Origin of the sequence: Blastomonas sp. (genome assembly GCF_046294995.1) — a bacterium.
GTDB lineage: Bacteria > Pseudomonadota > Alphaproteobacteria > Sphingomonadales > Sphingomonadaceae > Blastomonas.
Map to the genome: position 1 here is coordinate 113725 of NZ_JBKBOG010000003.1, position 20719 is coordinate 134443.

Genomic DNA, 20719 nt, shown 5'->3' on the forward strand with positions numbered 1-20719 from the left:
AAGGCGATCACTCCGCCGCCAGCGGTCCTTCGGTGAACTGCAGGCTCGACAGCCGCGCATACAGGCCGCTGCGTCCCGATAGTTCGTCATGCGTGCCCTGCTCGACGATCGCGCCGTCGGCCATCACGATAATCCGGTCGGCCGAGCGAATTGTCGCCAGGCGGTGCGCGATCACCAGCGTCGTGCGGCCCTGCATCAGGCGTTCGAGCGCGTCCTGGACCAGCTTCTCGCTTTCGGCATCAAGCGCCGAGGTCGCTTCGTCGAGCAGCAGGATCGGCGCATTGCGGAGCAGCGCACGCGCGATCGAGATGCGCTGGCGCTGGCCGCCTGAAAGCCGTGCCCCACCTTCGCCCATATAGCTGTCGAGGCCCTCTGGCAGCTTGCGCAGAAACTCTTCGGCATTGGCCGCGCGCGCTGCCTCCCAGATCTGCTCGTCGGTGGCCAGCCAGTTGCCGTAGCGCAGATTGTCACGCGCACTGGCAGCGAACAGCACGCTGTCCTGCGGCACGAACGCCATGCGCTGGCGGATTTCCTGGGGATCGGCCGAGGGCAAGGCGACACCGTCGATGCGGACCGAGCCCGCCTGAGGGTCGTAGAAACGCTGCGCCAGCTGGAACAGGGTCGATTTGCCGGCACCCGACGGCCCGACGATCGCCACCGTTTCGCCCGGCGTGACGTGCAGCGAGAAATCCCTGAGCGCAAGAGTCTCGGGCCGGGTTGGATAAGCGAAGCTGACATTCTGGAAGCTGATCTGGCCGCGCGGCGGCTGCGGCAGCACCATTGGGCTTGCAGGTGCGCGGATCTCGGGCTGTTCGTTGAGCAGTTCGTTGAGCCGCCCGGCTGCACCGCCTGCGCGCAGCAGATCGCCATACACTTCGGTCAGTGCACCGAATGCGCCGGCGACAAGACCGCCGGTGAGCACGAACGCCGCGATGTCGCCGCCCGAAAGCCGCCCCTCGATCACATCGACCGCGCCCTGCCACATGATCATGGTGATCGCGCCGAAGATCAGCGTGATCACCACTGCGGTCAGGCTCGCGCGCAGCGTGATGCGGCGGCGTGCAGTCACGAAGGTGGTTTCCACCGCATCGCCGAACCGTTCGGCCTCGCGGTTTTCCTGCCCGAAGGCCTGGACGATCTTCATCGCCGCCAGCACCTCTGTAATCGTCGCACCGACATTGGCGACGCGATCCTGGCTGGAGCGGGCCACCTTTTCGAGCCTGCGGCCGATAAACACGATCGGGAGCACGATGACGGGAATGCCCAGCAACAGCATGCCGGTCAGCTTGGGTGCGAGCGAGAACAGATAGATGATTCCGCCGATGCCGACCACAAGGTTACGCAGCGCTACGGATACCGTGGTGCCGACAACCTGTTCGACGACCGCCGTGTCCGATGTCATGCGCGAGGCGATCTCGGATGGCCGGTTGGTCTCGAAGAAGCTTGGCGCCAGCCGCAGCAGATTGCGCTGCACCGCCAGCCGGATATCGGCGACGACGCGTTCTCCCAGCCAGGACACGAAATAAAAGCGCAAAGCAGTCGACAGCCCAAGCACCACGGTGATCAGGAACAGGTATCGGAACCAGCGCCCGATATCCTCGGCACTGCCGCCGGCATCGAACCCGCGATCGATCACCAGCTTGAAACCGGCAGGAATTGCAAGCGTGGCGCCGGCCGCGACAGCCAACGCGATCATGGCGCCCGCGATCTGGCGCGGGTAGGCAGATGCAAAGCGCATGATCATCGCCAGATTGCCCAGCTGACGCGGGTTGCCGCGTTTTGCCTTGGCGGGCGCCGCTTCGTCAGCCACGGGTGCAGACGATGCGCTTTGGTGCTCGGTACCAGCCGCTTGGGCCGGTGGAATGTGTGTTTCCGCCATGCCTGAGCGCCTAGCAGGCCTGCCAGTTCCACTCAACGATTTTGGCAGCAGGCGCGCGCACGGCCATGTTCGAGGCCGGCACGATTTTTCATCACGAAATCGCGTTATATCCGATGCATTAACCCTCCCGTGCAACACTCGGCAAAAGCAACCACCCGGCTGCGATGCGCGTAAATGGCTTGTATTTTGGTTGCTGCAGCGCAACAACGTCTTGCGAGAGGCCGTCGGACAGAGCCGCGCAAAGCAGCCACGACGGTTTGCAGGGGAATGATATGCTTTACCACGCTTATGAACTTCAACGCTCCTTTCTGTCGAGCGCCAGCGCGATGGCGACCCTCGGCGCGAACATGCTCAACAGTCCGTTCAATCCGATGACGTATCTCGGCGGTCAGCCGATGATGGCATCCGCGCTCGAAGTGTTCGCGCATGCCGCAGCGCCTTATGGCAAGCCGTCGTTCGGCATCGAGACCGTCGATATCGACGGTACGGCCAGCGCGGTGCACGAGGAGATCGTTCTGGAACGGCCATTCGGTGATCTGTTGCGGTTTCGGCACGAGCAGCTGCCTGCAGATGCGCCGCGGCTGCTGATCGTCGCGCCGATGTCGGGACATTATGCGACGTTGCTGCGTGGCACTGTCGCGCGGATGATTCCCGGACACGAAGTGTACATCACCGACTGGGCCGATGCCCGCGATGTCCCCTTGTCCGAAGGCCGCTTCGATCTCGACGATTACATCGACTATCTCATCGGTTTTCTCGAGCATATCGGCCCCGGCGCGCATATGCTTGCCGTATGCCAGCCTTCGGTGCCCAGCTTCGCTGCCGCCGCCTTGATGTCGGCCGACAAGCACCCCTGCCGTCCGAAAACCCTTACAATGATGGGCGGGCCCATCGATACCCGCGAGGCACCGACCGACGTCAACACTATGGCGACCAAGCGTCCGCTGGCCTGGTTCGAGCACAATGTGATCGCCAAGGTCCCCTTCCAGTACAAGGGTGCTGGCCGCAAGGTCTATCCCGGCTTCATGCAGCTGACCGGGTTCATGTCGATGAACCTGGGCAACCACATGATGAGCCACTGGGAAATGTACAAGCACCTCGTCGCGGGCGACGGCGAGAGCGCCGATGCCGCCAAGGACTTCTACGACGAATATCGCTCGGTCTGCGACATGACCGCTGAATTCTATCTTCAGACGGTCGAGAATGTCTTTCAGAAGCACAGCCTGCCCAAGGGCGAGTTCATGCACCGCGGCAAGCGGATCGATCCCGAGGCGATCACCGATATCGCCATGCTGGCGATTGAGGGCGAACGCGACGACATCAGCGGGCTGGGCCAGACCCGCGCCGCGCTGACCCTGGCGCCGAAGCTGCCCAAGGCGAAGAAAAAGTATCTGATGGCCGAAAGCGTCGGCCATTATGGCATCTTCAACGGCAGCAAGTGGCGCGAGCGCATCGCGCCCGTCGTCGAGGACTGGATCGCCGCTCACAATTGATGGCATATCGAGGGCGGCAACTGGCGTTTGTGCCTTGCCGCCCCCCTGCCCGCCGCCTATTCCCGGTGGATGATCACTCTCAAAAATGTTCGCGTAGAGCGTTTTGCCGTCGATGGCAGCTTCAACATCAGCCGCGGTCCGAAGACCGAAGTCGATGTCGTCTATTGCGAGGTCACCGACGGCACATATGTCGGACGTGGCGAGGGCACACCGATCTATTACGAGGGTGAAACCGCCGACCTGTGCGCAGAAGCGATAGAGACGCGCGCGCGGCAAAGCGGTCCCTTGACCCGCGATGCCCTTTTGAAAACCATGATGGAAGGCGCGGCGCGCAACGCGCTCGATGCCGCATTGTGGGATCTTGAGGTCCAGGCTACCGGTACCCCTTTATGGCAGCTGGCAGGCCTGCCCGAACCCCGACCGCTGATCACGGCCTATACGATATCCCTGAACGACCCCGACACCATGAAGGCCGATGCGCGGGCCGCTGCGGCCAAGGGCTACCCCTTGCTCAAGCTCAAGCTAAACGGCGAGAACGATTTGCTTCGCGTCGCCGCCGTCAGGATCGGTGCGCCCGATGCACGCCTGATCATCGATGCCAACGAGGCATGGGCAGACGTCGATGTCGGTCACATGACTGCCACCCTCAAGACATTAGGGGTCGAGTTGATCGAGCAACCCGTGGCCGCTGGGCAGGAAGACGACCTCATGGGTGTGATGGCTTCCCTCCCCTTCTGCGCCGACGAGAGCTGCCATGTTGCCGAAGATATCGAGCGCATCGCAACGACTTTCCAGGCGGTCAACATCAAGCTCGACAAGGCAGGTGGGCTGACCGAGGCCATTCGCCTGAGCGAGGCAGCACGAGCGCGGGGATTGAAGACGATGGTGGGCTGCATGCTGTCGTCCAGCCTGGGCATTCACCCCGCCTTTCATCTGGCGCAGACCGCCGACTGGGTTGACCTCGATGGTCCGGCTTTGCTGGCAAATGACCGCGATGGCGGCTTCAGCTTCGAAGGCGGCAGGATCAGCCTGCCCGGATAAACGCAAAAACGCCGCCCGCCCGATATTCGGGCCAGGCGGCGTGTCTGCTCATACCGTTCGTGACGTCAGATCGACGTTTCGACGTGCTTGCCTTCAAGATCGGCGGCGCTCATCGTTCCGCCGAACATCATCTTGATCTTGCCCATCAGCGACATATCGGCCTGCCAGATTTCGGCATGGTTGAGGTCGAAGCGCAACATCACCAGATCGGGATCGGACTTGCCCTGAGGATACCAGGCCTCGACCGAATTCGACCAGAACTTGTCGATGATCTCGGGGTTGTTGTCGATTGTCAGCATGCCAGAGATGCAGGCGAACAGCTTGTGCCCTTCACCGACATACTGGGCCATCGCATCGTTCGTCGAGGTCAGTCCCTCGACCAGTCGGCTCGAGCGCGAACCGTAAAACCAGATCGGGCCGTGGCGGCCATCGAACTGCGCGGTCATAGGCATGCTGTGGGCATTCTGCGCGGGAAGACCCAGCATCACGAACGGGCTCGATTCGAGCGCGCTCCAGAATGCATCGAGCGATTCGTGCGTATCGGCTGGGGCGGTGGGGGTGTGAATCATGCTTACGGCTCCTGCAAGGTGTACAGGCAGGTTACGGTCGGCTCCGCATGTCGTTCCCGTATGGGCCGCCTCAGCAGCCCAAGAAAAACCCCGCCCCGGCGTGGCGCCGGGGCGGGGTTTTTTATCCGTTACGGATGCCGGAATCAGAAGACTTCGAACAGTCCCGCAGCGCCCATGCCGCCGCCGACGCACATCGTGACGACGACGTATTTCGCGCCGCGACGCTTGCCTTCGATCAGCGCGTGGCCGGTGCAACGTGCGCCGGTCATGCCATAGGGGTGGCCGATCGAAATCGAGCCGCCATTGACGTTGAGCAGTTCGTCAGGAATGCCGAGCACGTCCTGGCAGTACAGCACCTGCACCGCGAAGGCTTCGTTGAGCTCCCACAGGCCGATATCGTCCATCTTCAGGCCGAAGCGCTTGAGCAGCTGCGGCACCGCGAACACGGGCCCGATGCCCATCTCGTCGGGCTCGGTGCCAGCGGCGGCCATGCCGACATAGCGGCCCAGCGGCTGCAGACCCTTCTGCTCGGCAAGCTTGGCTTCCATCAGCACCACCGAAGAGGCGCCATCCGAAAGCTGGCTGGCGTTGCCTGCGGTGATGTTCATGCCCGGGCCCATGACGGGCTGCAGGCCCTTGAGGCCTTCGAGCGTGGTATCGGCGCGGTTGCCTTCGTCCTTGGTCACTTCGACATCGGTCATCGTGACCTCGCCAGTTTCCTTGTTCTTGAACGCCATCTTCGCCTTTACGGGGATGATTTCATCGTCGAACTTGCCTGCGGCCTGTGCAGCGGCAGTGCGCATCTGCGAGCGATAGGCATATTCGTCCATCCGATCGCGGCTGATGTTGTAGCGCTTCGCCACAGTCTCGGCGGTCTGCAGCATCGGCATGTACACGTCGTTGTGCATCGCCAGCAGTTCCGGGTCGGGCGCGACGCGCATTTCCGGGGTCTGCACCATCGAGATGGATTCGACGCCGCCGGCAACGACGATGTCCATGCGATCGACGATGATCTGCTTCGCCGCAGTCGCGATCGACATCACGCCCGACGAGCACTGACGGTCGATCGACATGCCTGCAACGGTGACGGGAAGGCCCGCACGCAGCGCGGCGGTGCGGCCGATGGTGTGCTGCACGCCCTGCTGGAGCGCGGCACCCATCACGACATCGTCGACCTGGCCGCCTTCGATCCCTGCCCGCTCGACAGCGGCGCGGATCGAATGGGCGGCGAGCGTCGGCGACGGGGTCGCGTTGAAGCCCCCGCGATAGGCCTTGCCGATGGGGGTACGGGCAGTGGAAACTATGACTGCATCACGCATGGGAATTCTCCTGGATATGCCTGCGACTGTTCGTCCGCAGGCCGGTCTGGGTCACACAAAAAACTGGCTGATCCATTCTGCCATCAGGGCAGGCTTGTCTTCGCCTTCGATCTCGACGCTGAATTCCAGCGTCTGCTGCCACTGGCCGGGCCGCTTTTCTTCAAGCTCGAGCAGCTTGAAAAGGCCGCGAACACGCTTGCCCGAACGGACCGGCGCCAGGAAGCGAACCTTGTTGCCACCATAATTGACGCCCATCTTGACGTCCTTGACGCGGGGGCAATCCGATTTTTCCATCATCACCGGGAACAGCGACAGAGTAAGGAAGCCATGGGCGATGGTGCCGCCGAACGGCGTCATCTTGGCCATTTCCTCGTTCACATGGATGAACTGGTGATCGCCGGTGGCGTCGGCGAACTTGTTGATCATTTCCTGGTCAACCAGCAGCCATTCGGACGTGCCCAGCGACTTGCCGACCATGCCCTGCATTTCCTGCGCGGAAATTGCGCTCATATTTGCTCTCCTGTCGATGGTCCGGCGACTGCCCTGGTGACAGACTGCCAGATGGAACTGGCGTCTTTTGGCGCTTTTCCAAGGCCGTTACAAGGCCCGACCGCACGCCGCTACGGCATGCGCACCGGATGTCGGGGTTTACGCAAACGGAAACGTGCTCAGGCGTGCGACTCGGTCGTCAGAACTAGCCCTTGCGGTGATCCTCGACGGCCACGGCAAACCCGCCTTCGGGATATGGCAGCACCATCTTTCCGTCGGGCGCAGCGGTGAACGTGGTCTGCGTGGGATAGGCGAACTCAAGCCCTTCGGCATTAAATCGCTCAAGGATCGCCAGCCCGACACGATGGCGCGTTTCGAAAACGACATCGAACTCACTGCTCATCACGTCGAAATCCAGCTCGAAATCGATCGAGCTGGCGCCAAAGCCGACAAAGCCGCACCGGACGAACACGGCGTTCGCCTGCTCGACGATCTCGCGCACCATATTGGGCACCTGACGCGCCCTGTCCGGCGGCGTCTGGTAAACCAGGCCGATCATGTAGCGGGTCCGCCTGCGGTTGAGGCGGGTATAGTTGATGATCTGCTTCGACAGCAGATTGGTATTGGAGATAATGATCTCCTCACCCGTAACCGAACGCAGGCGGGCGCTTTTCAGGCCGATCTTTTCGACCGTCGCGGTGGTGGTGTCGAAACCGATGGTTTCGCCGCGCCTGAACGGCTTGTCGAAGATGATCGAAAGCGCTGCGAAAAGGTCCGAGAAGATACCCTGCGCGGCCAGACCGATGGCGATACCGCCTATGCCCAGACCTGCGATGAGGCCGGTGACGTTGACGCCCAGATTGTCGAGCACCATGATCGCTGCGATCGCGAACAGCACGACCGTCACCAGCAGGCGGATCAGCGACATCGCGTTGGCCAGCGTCTCGCTGCCGGCATCGTCGCTGACCGTGGCCCTGCGCTCGATCATCCCCAAGATGATTTCGCGCGCCCAGATCGCGGTCTGGAACACCGATGCGATCGTGAACAGGAAGCTGACCACCTGCACGATTCCCGCAGGTGCCTCGGAAAAACCGACGACCAGTCGGACGGCCACCATGATAAGGAAATATTGTTTGGTCTTCGACAGCGTTCGCGCGATGATCGCGGCGACGGACAGCCGGTCCACCTGACGCTCGGCGTAGAGGCGGGCATGTCTTTGCAGAAACGCCAGCGCCAGATAGATCGCGGTACCGACGCCGGCAGCGATCGCAATCTCGACCGCATGCGCGCTGATCCAGGCCCAAAGTCCGTTAAGCCTTTGCTCCACTTCGGCGGCGGTCAGCGGCTCAGGGAGGATGGGGCCGGGTTCGGTGGGCGTGGGCGCTTTTGTCATCCGCGCCAATTAGGCAGCCAGAGCGCTTCATGCAACCCGGACGGCGCGTTTGCCGCCCGTCAGGGGGCGGAAGGCAGCCTCCTTGCGACGGCGCGCAAGATAGGTGTCCAACCCGATCTGCAGCGCGATCAGCATGTAGATGAACGGCTGGAAGGCGATCCCCACAAACAGCGAGCCGATCATGTAGATGATCTGCCCGTTCTGCAGCGCCAGTGCCAGCGGCACCACCCATTCCTCGTCGGCGCGCTTTCGCTTGCGGGACAATCGCTGGACCACCTCCATCCGCCAGATCCCGCCCAGATGGATCACCAGCCACATGACGAGACCGGGGAAGCCCTGTTCGCCCAGCATCTCGAAATAGCTGGAGTGATAGGCGCGGCCGGCATCGGTCACCTCCTGCTTTTCGACCTGGGTGGTGGTCCCGTCGCCGGTGGACGCCACGGTATCGAACTTCACCTTGTTCTGCAGATAGGCTTCGAACCCGCCGCCCATCGGGTTCGACTGGACGTACTGCCAAGTCCAAGCCCAAACCGCCACGCGGGTGGAGGCCGACTGGTCGGCCTTGTACTCGCCGATCGTCGCCATCCGGCTGGTGAAGCTTTGCGGCAGAAATGGAACCGCCACCACCGCAAGCGCGGCTGCCAGCCCGGCATACAGGAAGCGGTGCCGGACAAAACGGAGCATCAGCACCGCGAGCACGCCAAGGCACACCAGCCCGGTGCGGGCCTGGGTGCCCACCGGGATCAGCATGCACGCGACGACCAGGGCATAGGCAAAGCCCTTGGTCTTCCAGTCGGGCGGAAACACGGTGCCATATTTCGACAGCCACAGGATCAGCGGGATGATGCAGATCGCTACCGTCGAGATGATCGAGCCCTCGTATAGCCCGCTGTTGTCATCGATCAGCAGCCGCATCACGCCATAGCCGCCGCCTGAAACAAGCGTCTTGATGCCGCCGGTGATGATGATCGAGCAGGCGCACAGCACCATCAACAGCCCAAGCGCCTCGATCCGCAACTTGGTGCGCAACGTCAGCGGCAGGAACATCGCGAACACCAGCGCCTTCCACACCCAGTCCCATTTGCCCTGCGCGTCGATCGGGAAATCGGCGACGGTGGTGGTATATGCGCAATAGACGAACAGCAGCGCCATCACCCCCTGGCGGAACGAGACGCGAATGTCCTTCTTGTCGTCGGCGATCAGCCAGCCCAGAAACGCGAGACCGAACACGATCAGCGATATCGGCACCGTATTGAGCATCCAGTAGCTCAGCCGCTGCGGCGCGACGATATCGACATAGGCATAGGCCAGCACGAAGATGAACGGTCGTTTGAAGCCGAGCGCCAGAAACGCCATCAGGAAACCGACAAAGGCCAGATCACGCATCGGTGCCGCCCTTTCGGTCAGCGCTGCCCGGGCGCGGCTTGGACCGGAAAAAACCGGTCGCGACCTCATCGCGTGCAGGCGGATCCTCGTGATCGAGATCGGCGCGCCAGGTCAGGCGCCAGATCGCGATGGCGACGAGCAGATGGGAAACCGCAATGGCAAAGTTGTCGACCATTCGTCCGGTCCCGTAGCCCCTGTGGCGCCGCGCGACTATGCACCCGGCGCATCCATGTCTAAAGCCTCTAACCGCAATGGGTTGACGCGGCGTTAAACCTTTTGCGCCATAGGTTTGGCCATCATGACCCGGATCCTCCATGTTCTAGACCACAGCCTGCCGCTGCACAGCGGCTATGCGTTCCGCACCCGTGCGATCATGACCGCGCAGCAGCGCGCGGGGCTCGACGTGCGCGGGGTCACCAGCATCCGGCACCAGGCGTCGCTGGCCAAGGGTGCCACGGTGGAGCCGGTCGAGGTGCACGATGGCCTGACCTTCCACCGCACGATGGAGACGGTAACAGGTCCGCCCGGCCTGCGCGAATGGCGCGACATTGCCGCGCTCGCTCGCGCGATCGAGGCGACCTGCGCGATATGGAAGCCCGATATCCTGCACGCGCATTCGCCCGCGCTCGACGGTCTTGCCGCGCTCAGGGTCGGACGCAAGCTTGGCCTGCCGGTGCTTTACGAGATCCGTGCCTTCTGGGAGGACGCGGCGGTCGGCAACGGCACCGGGACGCAAGGTTCGCCCAAATACTGGCTGACCCGGCAGATGGAGAGCCGAGCGGTGGCTGGTGCGGATGCCGTCGCGGTAATCTGCGAGGGCCTGCGCACCGATCTGATCGAACGTGGCTTTCCCGCAGCCAAGATCATGGTTTCGCCCAATGGTGTCGATATGGAAATGTTCGGCACACCGGTGCCTGCCGACCCGGCGCGAGCCGAGGCGCTGGGGCTGACCGGCAAGACCGTGATCGGCTTCATCGGCAGCTTCTATCCCTATGAGGGCCTGGACGATCTGATCGCCGCGATGCCGATGCTGCTGATGCGCAATGCCGACATCCGGCTCCTTTTGGTCGGAGGTGGCCCTGCCGAAGACGCCTTGCGCGCACAGGTTGCCGCCTCGCCCGCCGCGCACGCGATCTGCTTTGCCGGGCGTGTGCCGCACCATGAGGTCGAACAGTATTACAGCCTGATCGACATCCTGGCCTATCCACGCAAGGCGATGCGGCTGACCGAGCTTGTAACTCCGCTCAAGCCGCTCGAAGCGATGGCGCAGGGTCGGCTGGTCGCCGCGTCCGATGTCGGCGGCCACCGCGAACTGATTGCGGACGGAGTGACGGGCACGCTGTTCCCGGCAGATGATCCCGCAGCGATGGCGACGGCGCTGGCCGATCTAGCCGATGCGCGCGACATCTGGGACGTCCGGCGCGAGGCGGCACGCCGTTTCGTCGCCGAGGAACGCAACTGGGCGCGCAATGTTCAGCGTTATCAACCCGTTTACCAACGCATGCTAGACCCGCAGGCAGGTGGGGCCGTTTCCGATGCCGCCTGACGAAAGCGCAGCCACAGGTTTGAACATGACAACCGATACGCAACCTGATGCGGAACAGGGCCGCAGCGATGCCGCAGCGCCCTCCCCCGTTCGCTACCCCACCGCCATCGCGCTCGGCGGCGGACTGGCCGCGGCCGCCGGTAGCAGCTTCATCCCGATGAATGCGATCGAAGGTTTCGTCAGCGCATATGGCATCGCCGAGCTGCTGCCCGCAGCAGCGCCGCCATTGGGCACAACCGCCCGGTTGGCGTTGAGTGCGGGGATTGGAACACTGACCGCAGGAGCGCTGCTGGCGCTGCTGCCGCGCGGGGAGACTGATGATATGGGATATGAAACTGCCGTCACGCCCGATGCGGCTTCCGATGACATGAACCAAGGCCAGGCGGCAACTGCCAGCGGCTTTGGCGCGACCAGGCTGGCAGGCTGGCTGCGGACCCTTCGCTTTGGCAAGAGCGAGCCGGCAGAGGGTGAAATTTCTGACTTTTCTGAATTGAGCCGCCTGCGAGTCCGGATGGGTGATCAGCATCCCGATGCGCCAGTGCGCGCACCGATCATGGCGAGCAGCGATCTTGGTGCGCCGCTCGATCCGACGCCTCCTGCTCGCGTCACCGAAGCACAGCCGCTGGCGCTCGATGCCGAGATGGCACTCGCGCAGCCTGAACCGCTGGCACAATCGCCATCGATGCGGTTTGCCCCCCCGGTCGAAGCGCCGATGGAAATGCCGGTGGCAGCCCCCGTGCAAGCGCCGATGGCGGCACCAATGCCTGCCGAGGCTTCGGAAAAGCCGTATCCACTTGTGGTCGAAGAGACGCAGCCTTTTGCGGCTGAAGAGGCAACGCACAGCAGTGACCTTGCCAGTCTTGGTATCGCGGCCTTGCTTGATCGGCTCGAAACCGGCCTCGTCCGTCGCCGGACGCAGGCACAGGAACTGGCCGCAGCCCAGGCCGATGCAACGCCTGCGCGCAGGATCGTGCCGCTGGCGCTGGCATCAGCCACCGCCGAAGAGGATGCCCCTTCGCCGATGCGGTTCAACCTTGGCCTGCATTCGGCCGAGAAGGTGGATCAGGTCGCCGAAGACAATGACGTCGAGCCGGTGACGTGGCCTGCAGATGTCGGAGTTTGGGAAGAACCCACCGAATATCATCAACCAATGGTGCCTGAGGCAGACGCCGCAACGATCGAGCAGGAGGATGAACAGCCTCTTTCCGATGCTGCAACACCGGCGGCCGAAGACGACATGGACGCTGCGCTCCGCGATGCGCTGGCGACATTGCGTCAGCTCTCGGATCGTCAGCGCAACCTCTGAGCCGCTTGAGGACACAACGAAAAAGGGCGGCGTATCGCTACGCCGCCCTTTTTTCTGTCCATTTCCGGTGAGGAAAAGGCCGGTCGATCACTTGCCCGGAGGACGCTCGAACGTACCGTACTGTTCGTTACCGACAAAGCCCAGCTTGGTGACACCGCTGGTCTTGATCACCACCAGAACCTCATCGACGATCTGGTAACGCGCGCGGGCATCGGGCTGGAACTGCAGTTCGGGCTCAGGCTGCATGTTGCGGGTCTGCGCCAGAATGCCTGCCAGCTGGCTCTGCGACACCGGCGTACCATTCCACAGGAGGGTATCGCTGACGTCGACGATCAGCTTGTTCTTGACCGGATCGACCAAGGTTTCTGTCGGGGGGGAATCCTGCGGAAGGTCGATTTTCACCGCATGGGTCTGGACCGGGATGGTGATGATGAACATGATGAGGAGCACGAGCATGACGTCGATCAACGGCGTCGTGTTCATCTCCATCATCGGCTCGCCATCATCGCTGCCGCCGCTCATTGCCATATCAAGCTACTCCAAATTTCTTAAGTGGAGACCGTTCAAGAACGGTCACAATCAAACTGCAGTCAGGTCGATCGGCGAGGAGATGAAGCCCACCTTGGAGAACCCAGCCCGCTGGACCGTATAGATGGCCCCACCAATGCACCGGTAGGGAGCATTGACATCGCCGCGGATGTGCACTTCGGGAAGGTCTTCTTCCGTCAGGTTTTCCACACCGCCGACGCTTGCGATGATCGATTCAAGACGCTTCACAGCGGCTTCTTCAAGCTGGGCATTGTCCACCGGCGTCACGTTGATGTAGACGCGGCATTCCCCGTTCGGGCTGGCTCCAGCAAATCCGGGATCGCCAGGGCTCAGGCCGTTGACGTCGGTCGAGGTGACCGACAGCAGCATGTTTTCAGCCTTGGTTTCGGTCGGTTCGAATTCGACCACCGGAATGGTCAGGTCATCGACCGTCTGGATAACCACCGGAATCGCGATCAGGAAGATGATCAGAAGCACCAGCATGACGTCCACGAGCGGCGTCGTGTTGATGTCCGACATCGGCTTTTCCTTGGCGCCGTCGCCTCCAACGCTCATTGCCATCGCAATAAATCCTATTCTCTACTTACCGGGCCAAAAATCGCCCGGAGTGGTTTTGCCTTGCGCACTGGCGCTTGGCAGTCACGAACATCCTGTCGTCAACGGCGATCGAGCGCCAAATGTGAGCGGTCCAGATGCCGACACCATCAGCCGACGGGGGACGCATTCGCCCACCCGTCGGACCGATGAAACGCTACTTACTTCTTGATCGGCGCTGCAACGACCGGCTTGGCCGTAGGAGCAGGCTTGCCGGGGACTGCTGGTCCAGCGGGCATAACTGCACCGTTCGATGCCATGTAGCCCAGGACGTCGGTCGAGAAGGCGCTGAGCTGTGCAGCGATCTGCTTGTTGCGCGCCTGCAGCCAGTTGTAGGCAAGCACGGCGGGAACAGCAACGCCAAGACCCAGTGCGGTCATGATCAGTGCCTCACCAACCGGTCCAGCAACCTGGTCGATCGATGCCGAACCCGAGATGCCGATCTTGATCAGTGCGCGGTAGATACCGATAACGGTACCGAACAGACCAATGAACGGCGAGGTCGCACCCACGGTCGCCAGGAACGGCAGGCCGCCGGCCAGCTTGGCGTTGATGGCAGCTTCCGAACGGTTCAGCGAACCGTGCAGCCAGTCATGCGCCTCGACCGGATCGGTCAGCTTGGCATGCTCTTCCTGCGCCTTGATGCCGTCGTCGACGATCTGGCGATAGGCGGTGTTCTTGTCGAGCTTGGCGGCACCTTCCTTCATGCTGCCAGCGCGCCAGAACGTTTCGCGCACCTTGGCGCCCTGCGAAAGCACCTTCTGCTGCTCGAACAGCTTGGTGAACAGGATGAAGAACGATCCGAACGACATGATACCCAGGATACCAACGGTCGCATAAGCGATGATACCGCCCTGCTCGAGTGCTTCCATGAAACCGAAAGCGTTTTTCGGCGCCTCGGCTCCAGCCGCTGCAAGCATTTCAATCAACATCTAAGTTTCCTCTCAGAGAATATATAGAGCGCCGTCACAAAACCGGTGCGTCTAAAAACCAAAACCCAAGCCGCCGCAGCGGCATCCAGTCCAATCGATTACCTCGGGATTTCCCAGCGCACCGCATTCGAATAGGTATCTGCGATGGGATTTCCTGCCGCGTCCACAGCGGGCTTGAAGCGCGCTCTGCGGGTCACGTTCTTGCAAGTCGCTTCGTCAAGATCGGCATGGCCGCTCGAACCGGTGATCTCGCAATTGGTGACACGGCCATCGGGGCCAATGTTCACACGGAACCTGGTGGTGCCGGCGCGCTCTTCACGAAGCGCACGTGCCGGATAATCGTTTGGCGTCGCCCAGCTTCCCGGATTGCCACGCGGTGATGCACCTGCAGCTTTCGAGGGCGCTGCTGGCGGCGGAGCCGGTGGTGCTGGTGGCGGCGCAGCGATAGGCTGCGGGATGAACACCGGCGGCGGCGTATTGGTGGTGGTTATGGTCGGTGCCGACGTCGGCGGAGTCCGCACGATCGGCGGCGGCGTTACGACCGGTGGTGGTGTCACCGGCTGGTCCGGCGGCGGAGGCGGTGGCGGCGGTGGCTCGACAACCTCTTCTTGAACGTCGATGACGTTCAGTTTTTCCGCGACCGACTTGACCGCGCTATATGCAAGTCCCGTCACCAGAGCGTAAATCACCACGATGTGGATCAGCGCCACGATCACGAGGGAAACTATCTTGTTTCCGCTTGCCTGTTGATCAGCATAGGCCATTCAGAAACGACGCTCCTTACCCTTATTAAACCTGTCCCCCGGGCCGCGCCTATTTCTCAATATACGACACCCGGACAAACCAGCCGATGACCGCGGCTGGTGCGAAAACGCATAAATTGCGCATTGCAACCTATCTGGCTGCCCCGCGCTCCCGATGCATTTCCGCCTCTGGTTTGTTTTTCTCTTGCCCGAAAGAGGATTTAACGCGCAACTTATCTGCAGGCAATCGCTTAAATGGATTCAGTTTGAATTAACCCTTGAGTCCCGAAAGCTGCCTTCCCATCCCCGCATTCCAGGAGACACTTCCATGCGCTCAGCCATGATCCCGATTGCAGCTGCGACAGCGCTTGCAGCCGTGTTTTCCGGCACTTTTGCCGCATCCGCGCAGGACTTCCCGTCCGCTGCCGTCTCTGACTATGTAACGCTTGCCGGGTTGGCCGATACCGCCCCCCAGGTCCTCAGGGTGCAGATAAAGAAGACCACCGTCGTCGATCCTGCGCGTGCGCCGGACGTTCCCACCAATATGGCGCGACTGTTCGTGGAGGCCCAGGTGCTCAATCTCATTCGCGGAAAGGCCGGTGTCAGCGAATCGATTCGGTACCTTGTCGATGTGCCGCGTGACGCCCGCGGCAAGGTGCCGAAGCTCAAAAATGCACAGTTCCTGCTGTTCGCACGCGCTGGCGGCCGTCCCGGCGAGGTGCAGCTGGTCGCCAAGAATGCGCAAATTCCCTGGACGGCAGAGACCGAACAGCAGGTCCGCACGATCGTGACCGAACTGGTCGCGCCCGGTGCGCCGCCGACCATCCGCGGCATCCGCGAGGCGCTGCATGTCCGCGGCAACCTGCAGGGTGAAGGCGAAACCCAGATATTCCTGGCGACATCGACAGGCGACCCGGTTTCGATCAGCGTCCTGCGGCGCCCCGGGCTGGCCGCGCGCTGGGCGGTGTCACTGACCGAGATCGTCGACGAGGCCGCCGCGCCGCCACGCCCGGGATCGTTGCTATGGTATCGCCTTGCCTGCTCGCTGCCTGCGGAGATCCCGGCGCGCGCGCTGGTTTCCGATACCCCGGCGGACAACGACCTTGCCCGCCGAGACTACAACTTCGTCCTCCAGCAGCTGGGCCCGTGCAGGAGCTGACGCCCCTGCCCCGGGCTTGATGGCGGTCTACTTGGCCGCCATCCCCATCTGCCAGAGGATGAAGGCGAACTCTTCTGCGGTTTCCTTAAGGGAATCGAACCTGCCCGATTTGCCGCCATGCCCTGCGCCCATGTTGGTCTTGAGCAATAGCATGTTGTCGTCGGTCTTGGTCACGCGCAGCTTCGCCACCCACTTCGCCGGCTCCCAATAGGTCACCCGCGGGTCGTTCAATCCGGCGGTGACCAGCATCGGCGGATAGGCGTGCGCACCGACATTGTCATAGGGGCTGTACGACCGCAGCAGGTCGAACGCTGCCTTGTCGGTGATCGGGTTGCCCCATTCGGGCCACTCGCCCGGCGTCAGCGGCAGCGTTTCGTCGAGCATGGTGTTGAGCACATCGACGAACGGGACATGCGCCACGATCGCGCCCCACAGATCGGGATCGGAGTTGACGATCGCCCCCATCAGCTCGCCGCCGGCCGATCCGCCGCTCGCGGTGACCCTGCCCTTGGCGGAATAGCCCAGGTCGATCAGCCCCTTGGCGACATCGACGAAGTCGTTGAACGTGTTGGTCCGCTTGGTCAGCTTGCCGTCGAGATACCATTGGCGGCCAAGGTCGTCGCCGCCCCGGATATGCGCAATCGCATAGGCAAAGCCGCGATCAACCAGGCTGAGCCGGGTAACCGAGAAGTTGGGCGGGATCGCAAAGCCATAGGCGCCATAAGCATAAAGATGCAGCGGAGCCGTCCCGTCGCGCTTCATCCCCTTGCGATGGATCACCGACACCGGCACCTGCGTGCCGTCGCGTGCGGTGATCGTCAGCCGTTCGGTAACATAATCGTCAGGGTTGTAGCCCGAAGGCACCTCCTGCACCTTGAGCACGGCGAGGCCGCCCGTCGCCACGTCATAGTCGTATACCGTGTCGGGGGTGACCATAGATTCATAGGCGAGCCGCAGCACCTTCATGTCCCATTCGGGATTGTCGCCGAGCGATGCCGAGTAGCTGGCTTCGGGAAAGGTGATCGGGGTGATCTTTGCAGCGTCGGCATAATCGCGGATCTCGATCTGATCGAGGCCGCTGCGCCGTCCTTCCACGACATAGAAGTCCTTGAAGGCGGTCATGTCGGTCATGTAGAAATCATCCGATCCGGGGATCAGCGTGGTCCACACATCGGGCTGTTCGACGCTCGCGGTCGCGAGGCTAAAGTTGATGTGGTCATCGTTGGTATGGATGAACAGCGTGCCATCGCGCTCTTCCACGTCATATTCGACGCCCTTCTTGCGCGGGCGGACGAGGATGGGGGTGGCTTGCGGATTGTCGGCAGGCACCAGCCGAACCTCGCTGGTCTCGTTGTCGCCGGTGGCGATGACGATAAACTTCTCGGACGAGGTCATGCCGATATCGACGCGGAAACCTTCGTCGGCCTCCTTGTACAGCTCGACATCGCTTTCGACGGGCGTTCCCAGCACATGCATCCTGGCGTTGTCGGTGCGCCAGTTCTCGTTGGCCAGGCCATAAAGCAACGCGCCCGAGTCCGCACGCCAGATCAGCGAGGACAGGGTGCCGGGGATGACATCGGGAAGAATCTGGCCCGTGGTCAAATCCTTGATCCGGGCATCGAACCGTTCCGATCCATCGTCATCGACCGCATAGGCCAGCAAATTGCCATCGGGGCTGACCGAAAACGCGCCGAGCCGGAAATACTCGGCGTCGCTGGCCAGTTCGGTTTCGTCAAGCAGCAGCACCTTGTCGCCGCCGGCCACGGGTTTGCGATACCATTTCTTGTATTGCGCGCCCTTGTCGTACTCGACCCAATACAGCCAATCGCCGTCCTTCTGCGGGACCGAGGCATCGTCCTCCTTGATCCGCCCCTTCATCTCCTGGAACAGGGTCTCGACCAGCGGTTCGTAGGGCTTCATCTGCGCTTCGAACCAGCTGTTCTCGGCCTTCAGATAGGTCAGGATGTCCGCATCCTCGACCTTGGGATAGCCCGGGTCGCGGAGCCAGTGCCAGGGATCGTGCAGCGTTTCGCCATGACGTTCGAAGCTGTACGGCTTTTGCAGGGCGATCGGCGGAGTGGTTGCTTGCGACATGGATGAACTTTCGTTGGCTTGAACGGCTGGCAACGTCGCCAGCATGGTTGCGAACGCAGCGATGGCGATGGCGGAGTTGAGCGAGGGATGGATCGGCAAGAAGACGCCTTTCGGTTGCTCTTAAAGGTATGACGGGGTGGCGCCGGGCGCGGATCATCTCTATCTTGCCACCCTATCGCTTTTGCAAGGAGTTGCTGCCGCCTTATGCTGATGTCCACCCATGAAGCCCGCCTGGCCGATCTGCGCGAACAACTTAAGCGCCAGCAGTTCGACGGTTTCGTCGTGCCGATCTGCGATGAGCACATGAGCGAATATATCGGCGACTATGCCCAGCGGCTCGAATGGCTGACCGGCTTTGGCGGATCGGCGGGCACCGCCGTCGTGCTGGCCGACCGCGCAGCGATTTTCGTCGATGGGCGCTACACCATCCAGGTGCGCGATCAGGTCGATGGACGGCTTTACGAATATGTCGGCATCGCCCAGCAGAGCGTGGCCGACTGGCTGGGCCAGCATGCGCCCGAAGGCGGCAAGATCGGTTATGATGCCTGGCTGCACACCCGCGACTGGGTGCAACAGGCTTCTGCCCGGCTGGCCAAGCGCAGCGCGGCATTGGTTGCGACCACCGCCAACCCGGTGGACGCGGTATGGCACGACCAGCCCGAGCGCCCTGCCGCAAGCATGAACCCGCACCCGATCGCGTATTCGGGCCGCGAGTCCGCAGACAAGCGCGCCGCCATCGGCCGCTGGCTGACCGACGAAGGGCTCGACGCCGCCGTCATCACCGCGCTGGATTCGGTGGCATGGGTCTTCAACGTGCGCGGCGGCGACATCACCCATACGCCGGTGACGCTGTCTTACGGCGTCGTTCGCGCCGACGGCACCGCCGACCTGTACGTGGCCCCCGAAAAGGTGAGCGACGCCCTGCGCGCGCATCTGGGCAATCAGGTCGCATTGCATGATTATGATGCATTCGAGACCGGGCTAGATGCACTTGGCGGCAAGGCCGTTGCCGTCGATCCCGAACGCGCAGTGGCCGCGATCTTCTCGCGGCTGGAAGCGGCAGGTGCCCGGATCGTGGCGCGGCGTGACCCGAGCGTGCTGCCGCGGGCGATCAAGAACGACACCGAGATCGGCGGGCAGCGTGCCGCGCAGTCGCGCGACGGCGCAGCGGTGAGCAAGTTCCTGCACTGGCTGTCAATTGCAGGTCCCGCAGGCGGCGAGACCGAGCTTTCGGCTGCCGCGCAGTTGCTGGCGTTCCGCGAGGAGACGGGCCTGCTGGTCGATACCTCGTTCGATACCATCTCGGGTGCGTCGTCCAACGGGGCGATCTGCCACTACCGGGTCAGCGAAGAGACCAACCTGCCGATCGTGATGGACAGCCTCTATCTGGTGGATTCGGGAGGCCAGTATCTCGACGGCACCACCGATATCACGCGCACCATCGCTATCGGCACGCCGACGGCAGAGATGAAGCGGCGGTTCACGCAAGTGCTCAAGGGCCATATTGCGCTCGCCACGATCCGCTTTCCGCACGGTACCACCGGCGGCCAGCTCGACGCGCTGGCGCGCCAGTTTCTGTGGGCCGATGGTGTCGATTATGCGCATGGCACCGGCCACGGCGTCGGCAGCTTCCTTGCGGTGCATGAAGGTCCGCAGCGCATCGCGGCATTCGGCGGCATGGGCGAACCGCTGCGTCCGGGAATGATCTGCTCCAACGAGCCAGGCTATTACAAGGCGGGCGAATTCGGCATCCGCATCGAAAACCTGGTGCTGGTCGAGGAAATCGAGATTGCCGGCGCCGAGCAACCGATGCTGGGCTTCGAGACGCTGACCTTCGCCCCGATCGATCGCAACGCGATCGAACCCGCCCTGCTCAGCCCGCACGAGCTCGCCTGGATGAACAGCTATCATGCCAAAGTGCTGGACGTTGTCGGGCCGCAGCTCCACGGCGAGCCGCTGAAGTGGCTGCAAGCGGCGTGCGCGCCGATCGGCTGACAGGCGCGATCTTTCGCTCCGGCAATTGACGTTAACGGAATGCTGCGACGCACAATTGCTTGGGACGCAATTGTCGTCGCATAATCCTTATATTCCGTTGCAATAATATCACGCGGCTGGCGGAATCGCGTTCATTTCCTTCGGTTATCCATTGTGACTGCGACGCCCCAGACATAAGGACGGGGCCAACCCAAACAGCGCTCGAACAATCGAGCCGTTTTGTCAGTCACCC

At 62.4% G+C, this 20719-nt stretch carries 18 protein-coding genes; 6 read left to right on the forward strand and 12 right to left on the reverse strand.

Annotated features, from left to right (window positions below; genetic code table 11):
* Positions 1-7: 7 nt before the first annotated feature.
* Complete coding sequence (locus ACK4R0_RS06415; protein ID WP_409671934.1) at positions 8-1810, reverse strand: ABC transporter transmembrane domain-containing protein; 1803 nt, start codon at positions 1808-1810, stop codon at positions 8-10.
* Between the two features lie 341 nt (positions 1811-2151).
* Between ACK4R0_RS06415 and ACK4R0_RS06420 the strand changes: the two genes are divergently transcribed.
* A complete protein-coding gene (locus ACK4R0_RS06420) occupies positions 2152-3372 on the forward strand; it encodes a polyhydroxyalkanoate depolymerase (RefSeq protein ID WP_409671936.1) in 1221 nt (406 codons plus the stop codon).
* A gap of 69 nt (positions 3373-3441) precedes the next feature.
* A complete protein-coding gene (locus tag ACK4R0_RS06425; RefSeq protein WP_409671939.1) occupies positions 3442-4413 on the forward strand; it encodes a dipeptide epimerase in 972 nt (323 codons plus the stop codon).
* 65 nt (positions 4414-4478) lie between these two features.
* On the opposite strand, the gene ACK4R0_RS06430 is transcribed toward ACK4R0_RS06425, so the two are convergent.
* The 6 genes from ACK4R0_RS06430 to ACK4R0_RS06455 all read right to left on the reverse strand — a co-directional run bounded on the left by ACK4R0_RS06430 (position 4479) and on the right by ACK4R0_RS06455 (position 9744).
* Positions 4479-4982 carry a pyridoxamine 5'-phosphate oxidase family protein gene (locus ACK4R0_RS06430; protein ID WP_409671941.1) on the reverse strand — a complete coding sequence of 168 codons (504 nt, stop codon included), beginning with the start codon at positions 4980-4982 and terminating at the stop codon, positions 4479-4481.
* A 143-nt stretch (positions 4983-5125) separates the two neighbouring features.
* On the reverse strand, positions 5126-6301 hold the full coding sequence (locus tag ACK4R0_RS06435) for an acetyl-CoA C-acyltransferase (protein WP_409671944.1): 1176 nt from the start codon (positions 6299-6301) through the stop codon (positions 5126-5128).
* Positions 6302-6352: 51 nt separating this feature from the next.
* Positions 6353-6811 carry a MaoC family dehydratase gene (locus ACK4R0_RS06440; protein WP_409671947.1) on the reverse strand — a complete coding sequence of 153 codons (459 nt, stop codon included), beginning with the start codon at positions 6809-6811 and terminating at the stop codon, positions 6353-6355.
* Between the two features lie 184 nt (positions 6812-6995).
* Positions 6996-8183: a mechanosensitive ion channel family protein gene (locus ACK4R0_RS06445; RefSeq protein ID WP_409671950.1), complete on the reverse strand. Its 1188-nt coding sequence runs from the start codon at positions 8181-8183 to the stop codon at positions 6996-6998.
* Positions 8184-8210: 27 nt separating this feature from the next.
* Positions 8211-9569 carry a putative O-glycosylation ligase, exosortase A system-associated gene (locus ACK4R0_RS06450; RefSeq protein ID WP_409671953.1) on the reverse strand — a complete coding sequence of 453 codons (1359 nt, stop codon included), beginning with the start codon at positions 9567-9569 and terminating at the stop codon, positions 8211-8213.
* Positions 9562-9744, reverse strand: a complete 183-nt coding sequence (locus ACK4R0_RS06455; RefSeq protein ID WP_409671956.1) for a hypothetical protein — start codon at positions 9742-9744, stop codon at positions 9562-9564. The genes ACK4R0_RS06450 and ACK4R0_RS06455 overlap by 8 nt, the downstream gene beginning before the upstream one ends.
* 123 nt (positions 9745-9867) lie before the next feature.
* Here ACK4R0_RS06455 and ACK4R0_RS06460 point away from each other — a divergent pair, with 123 nt between their 5' ends.
* Both ACK4R0_RS06460 and ACK4R0_RS06465 read left to right on the forward strand, forming a co-directional pair.
* Complete coding sequence (locus ACK4R0_RS06460; RefSeq protein ID WP_409671959.1) at positions 9868-11115, forward strand: TIGR04063 family PEP-CTERM/XrtA system glycosyltransferase; 1248 nt, start codon at positions 9868-9870, stop codon at positions 11113-11115.
* A 25-nt stretch (positions 11116-11140) separates the two neighbouring features.
* Positions 11141-12421 (forward strand): hypothetical protein, encoded by a 1281-nt coding sequence (locus ACK4R0_RS06465; protein ID WP_409671962.1) that lies wholly within the window; start codon positions 11141-11143, stop codon positions 12419-12421.
* A gap of 87 nt (positions 12422-12508) precedes the next feature.
* Here the strand turns inward: ACK4R0_RS06465 and ACK4R0_RS06470 are convergent, their stop codons facing one another.
* The 4 genes from ACK4R0_RS06470 to ACK4R0_RS06485 form a co-directional block, all read right to left on the reverse strand.
* Positions 12509-12949: an ExbD/TolR family protein gene (locus ACK4R0_RS06470; RefSeq protein ID WP_409671965.1), complete on the reverse strand. Its 441-nt coding sequence runs from the start codon at positions 12947-12949 to the stop codon at positions 12509-12511.
* A 51-nt stretch (positions 12950-13000) separates the two neighbouring features.
* A complete protein-coding gene (locus ACK4R0_RS06475; protein WP_409671968.1) occupies positions 13001-13531 on the reverse strand; it encodes an ExbD/TolR family protein in 531 nt (176 codons plus the stop codon).
* A gap of 194 nt (positions 13532-13725) precedes the next feature.
* On the reverse strand, positions 13726-14496 hold the full coding sequence (locus tag ACK4R0_RS06480; RefSeq protein WP_409671971.1) for a MotA/TolQ/ExbB proton channel family protein: 771 nt from the start codon (positions 14494-14496) through the stop codon (positions 13726-13728).
* Positions 14497-14594: 98 nt separating this feature from the next.
* The gene (locus tag ACK4R0_RS06485) at positions 14595-15260 is read right to left on the reverse strand and encodes an energy transducer TonB (protein WP_409671974.1); all 666 of its coding nucleotides are present in this window, start codon (positions 15258-15260) and stop codon (positions 14595-14597) included.
* A 307-nt stretch (positions 15261-15567) separates the two neighbouring features.
* Between ACK4R0_RS06485 and ACK4R0_RS06490 the strand changes: the two genes are divergently transcribed.
* On the forward strand, positions 15568-16398 hold the full coding sequence (locus ACK4R0_RS06490; protein WP_409671977.1) for a hypothetical protein: 831 nt from the start codon (positions 15568-15570) through the stop codon (positions 16396-16398).
* A gap of 27 nt (positions 16399-16425) precedes the next feature.
* Here ACK4R0_RS06490 and ACK4R0_RS06495 read toward each other — a convergent pair whose 3' ends face one another.
* Positions 16426-18492, reverse strand: a complete 2067-nt coding sequence (locus tag ACK4R0_RS06495) for a S9 family peptidase (RefSeq protein WP_409672233.1) — start codon at positions 18490-18492, stop codon at positions 16426-16428.
* Between the two features lie 210 nt (positions 18493-18702).
* Here ACK4R0_RS06495 and ACK4R0_RS06500 point away from each other — a divergent pair, with 210 nt between their 5' ends.
* Positions 18703-20487: an aminopeptidase P family protein gene (locus ACK4R0_RS06500; protein WP_409671980.1), complete on the forward strand. Its 1785-nt coding sequence runs from the start codon at positions 18703-18705 to the stop codon at positions 20485-20487.
* The last annotated feature ends 232 nt before the right edge of the window (positions 20488-20719 follow it).

Coding starts and splice junctions, on each gene's coding strand:
- ACK4R0_RS06420 (WP_409671936.1), top strand. CDS start 2,152: ATGCTTTACCACGCTTATGAACTTCAACGCTCCTTTCTGTCGAGCGCC.
- ACK4R0_RS06425 (WP_409671939.1), top strand. CDS start 3,442: ATGATCACTCTCAAAAATGTTCGCGTAGAGCGTTTTGCCGTCGATGGC.
- ACK4R0_RS06430 (WP_409671941.1), bottom strand. CDS start 4,982: ATGATTCACACCCCCACCGCCCCAGCCGATACGCACGAATCGCTCGAT.
- ACK4R0_RS06435 (WP_409671944.1), bottom strand. CDS start 6,301: ATGCGTGATGCAGTCATAGTTTCCACTGCCCGTACCCCCATCGGCAAG.
- ACK4R0_RS06440 (WP_409671947.1), bottom strand. CDS start 6,811: ATGAGCGCAATTTCCGCGCAGGAAATGCAGGGCATGGTCGGCAAGTCG.
- ACK4R0_RS06445 (WP_409671950.1), bottom strand. CDS start 8,183: ATGACAAAAGCGCCCACGCCCACCGAACCCGGCCCCATCCTCCCTGAG.
- ACK4R0_RS06450 (WP_409671953.1), bottom strand. CDS start 9,569: ATGCGTGATCTGGCCTTTGTCGGTTTCCTGATGGCGTTTCTGGCGCTC.
- ACK4R0_RS06455 (WP_409671956.1), bottom strand. CDS start 9,744: ATGGTCGACAACTTTGCCATTGCGGTTTCCCATCTGCTCGTCGCCATC.
- ACK4R0_RS06460 (WP_409671959.1), top strand. CDS start 9,868: ATGACCCGGATCCTCCATGTTCTAGACCACAGCCTGCCGCTGCACAGC.
- ACK4R0_RS06465 (WP_409671962.1), top strand. CDS start 11,141: ATGACAACCGATACGCAACCTGATGCGGAACAGGGCCGCAGCGATGCC.
- ACK4R0_RS06470 (WP_409671965.1), bottom strand. CDS start 12,949: ATGGCAATGAGCGGCGGCAGCGATGATGGCGAGCCGATGATGGAGATG.
- ACK4R0_RS06475 (WP_409671968.1), bottom strand. CDS start 13,531: ATGGCAATGAGCGTTGGAGGCGACGGCGCCAAGGAAAAGCCGATGTCG.
- ACK4R0_RS06480 (WP_409671971.1), bottom strand. CDS start 14,496: ATGTTGATTGAAATGCTTGCAGCGGCTGGAGCCGAGGCGCCGAAAAAC.
- ACK4R0_RS06485 (WP_409671974.1), bottom strand. CDS start 15,260: ATGGCCTATGCTGATCAACAGGCAAGCGGAAACAAGATAGTTTCCCTC.
- ACK4R0_RS06490 (WP_409671977.1), top strand. CDS start 15,568: ATGCGCTCAGCCATGATCCCGATTGCAGCTGCGACAGCGCTTGCAGCC.
- ACK4R0_RS06495 (WP_409672233.1), bottom strand. CDS start 18,492: ATGTCGCAAGCAACCACTCCGCCGATCGCCCTGCAAAAGCCGTACAGC.
- ACK4R0_RS06500 (WP_409671980.1), top strand. CDS start 18,703: ATGTCCACCCATGAAGCCCGCCTGGCCGATCTGCGCGAACAACTTAAG.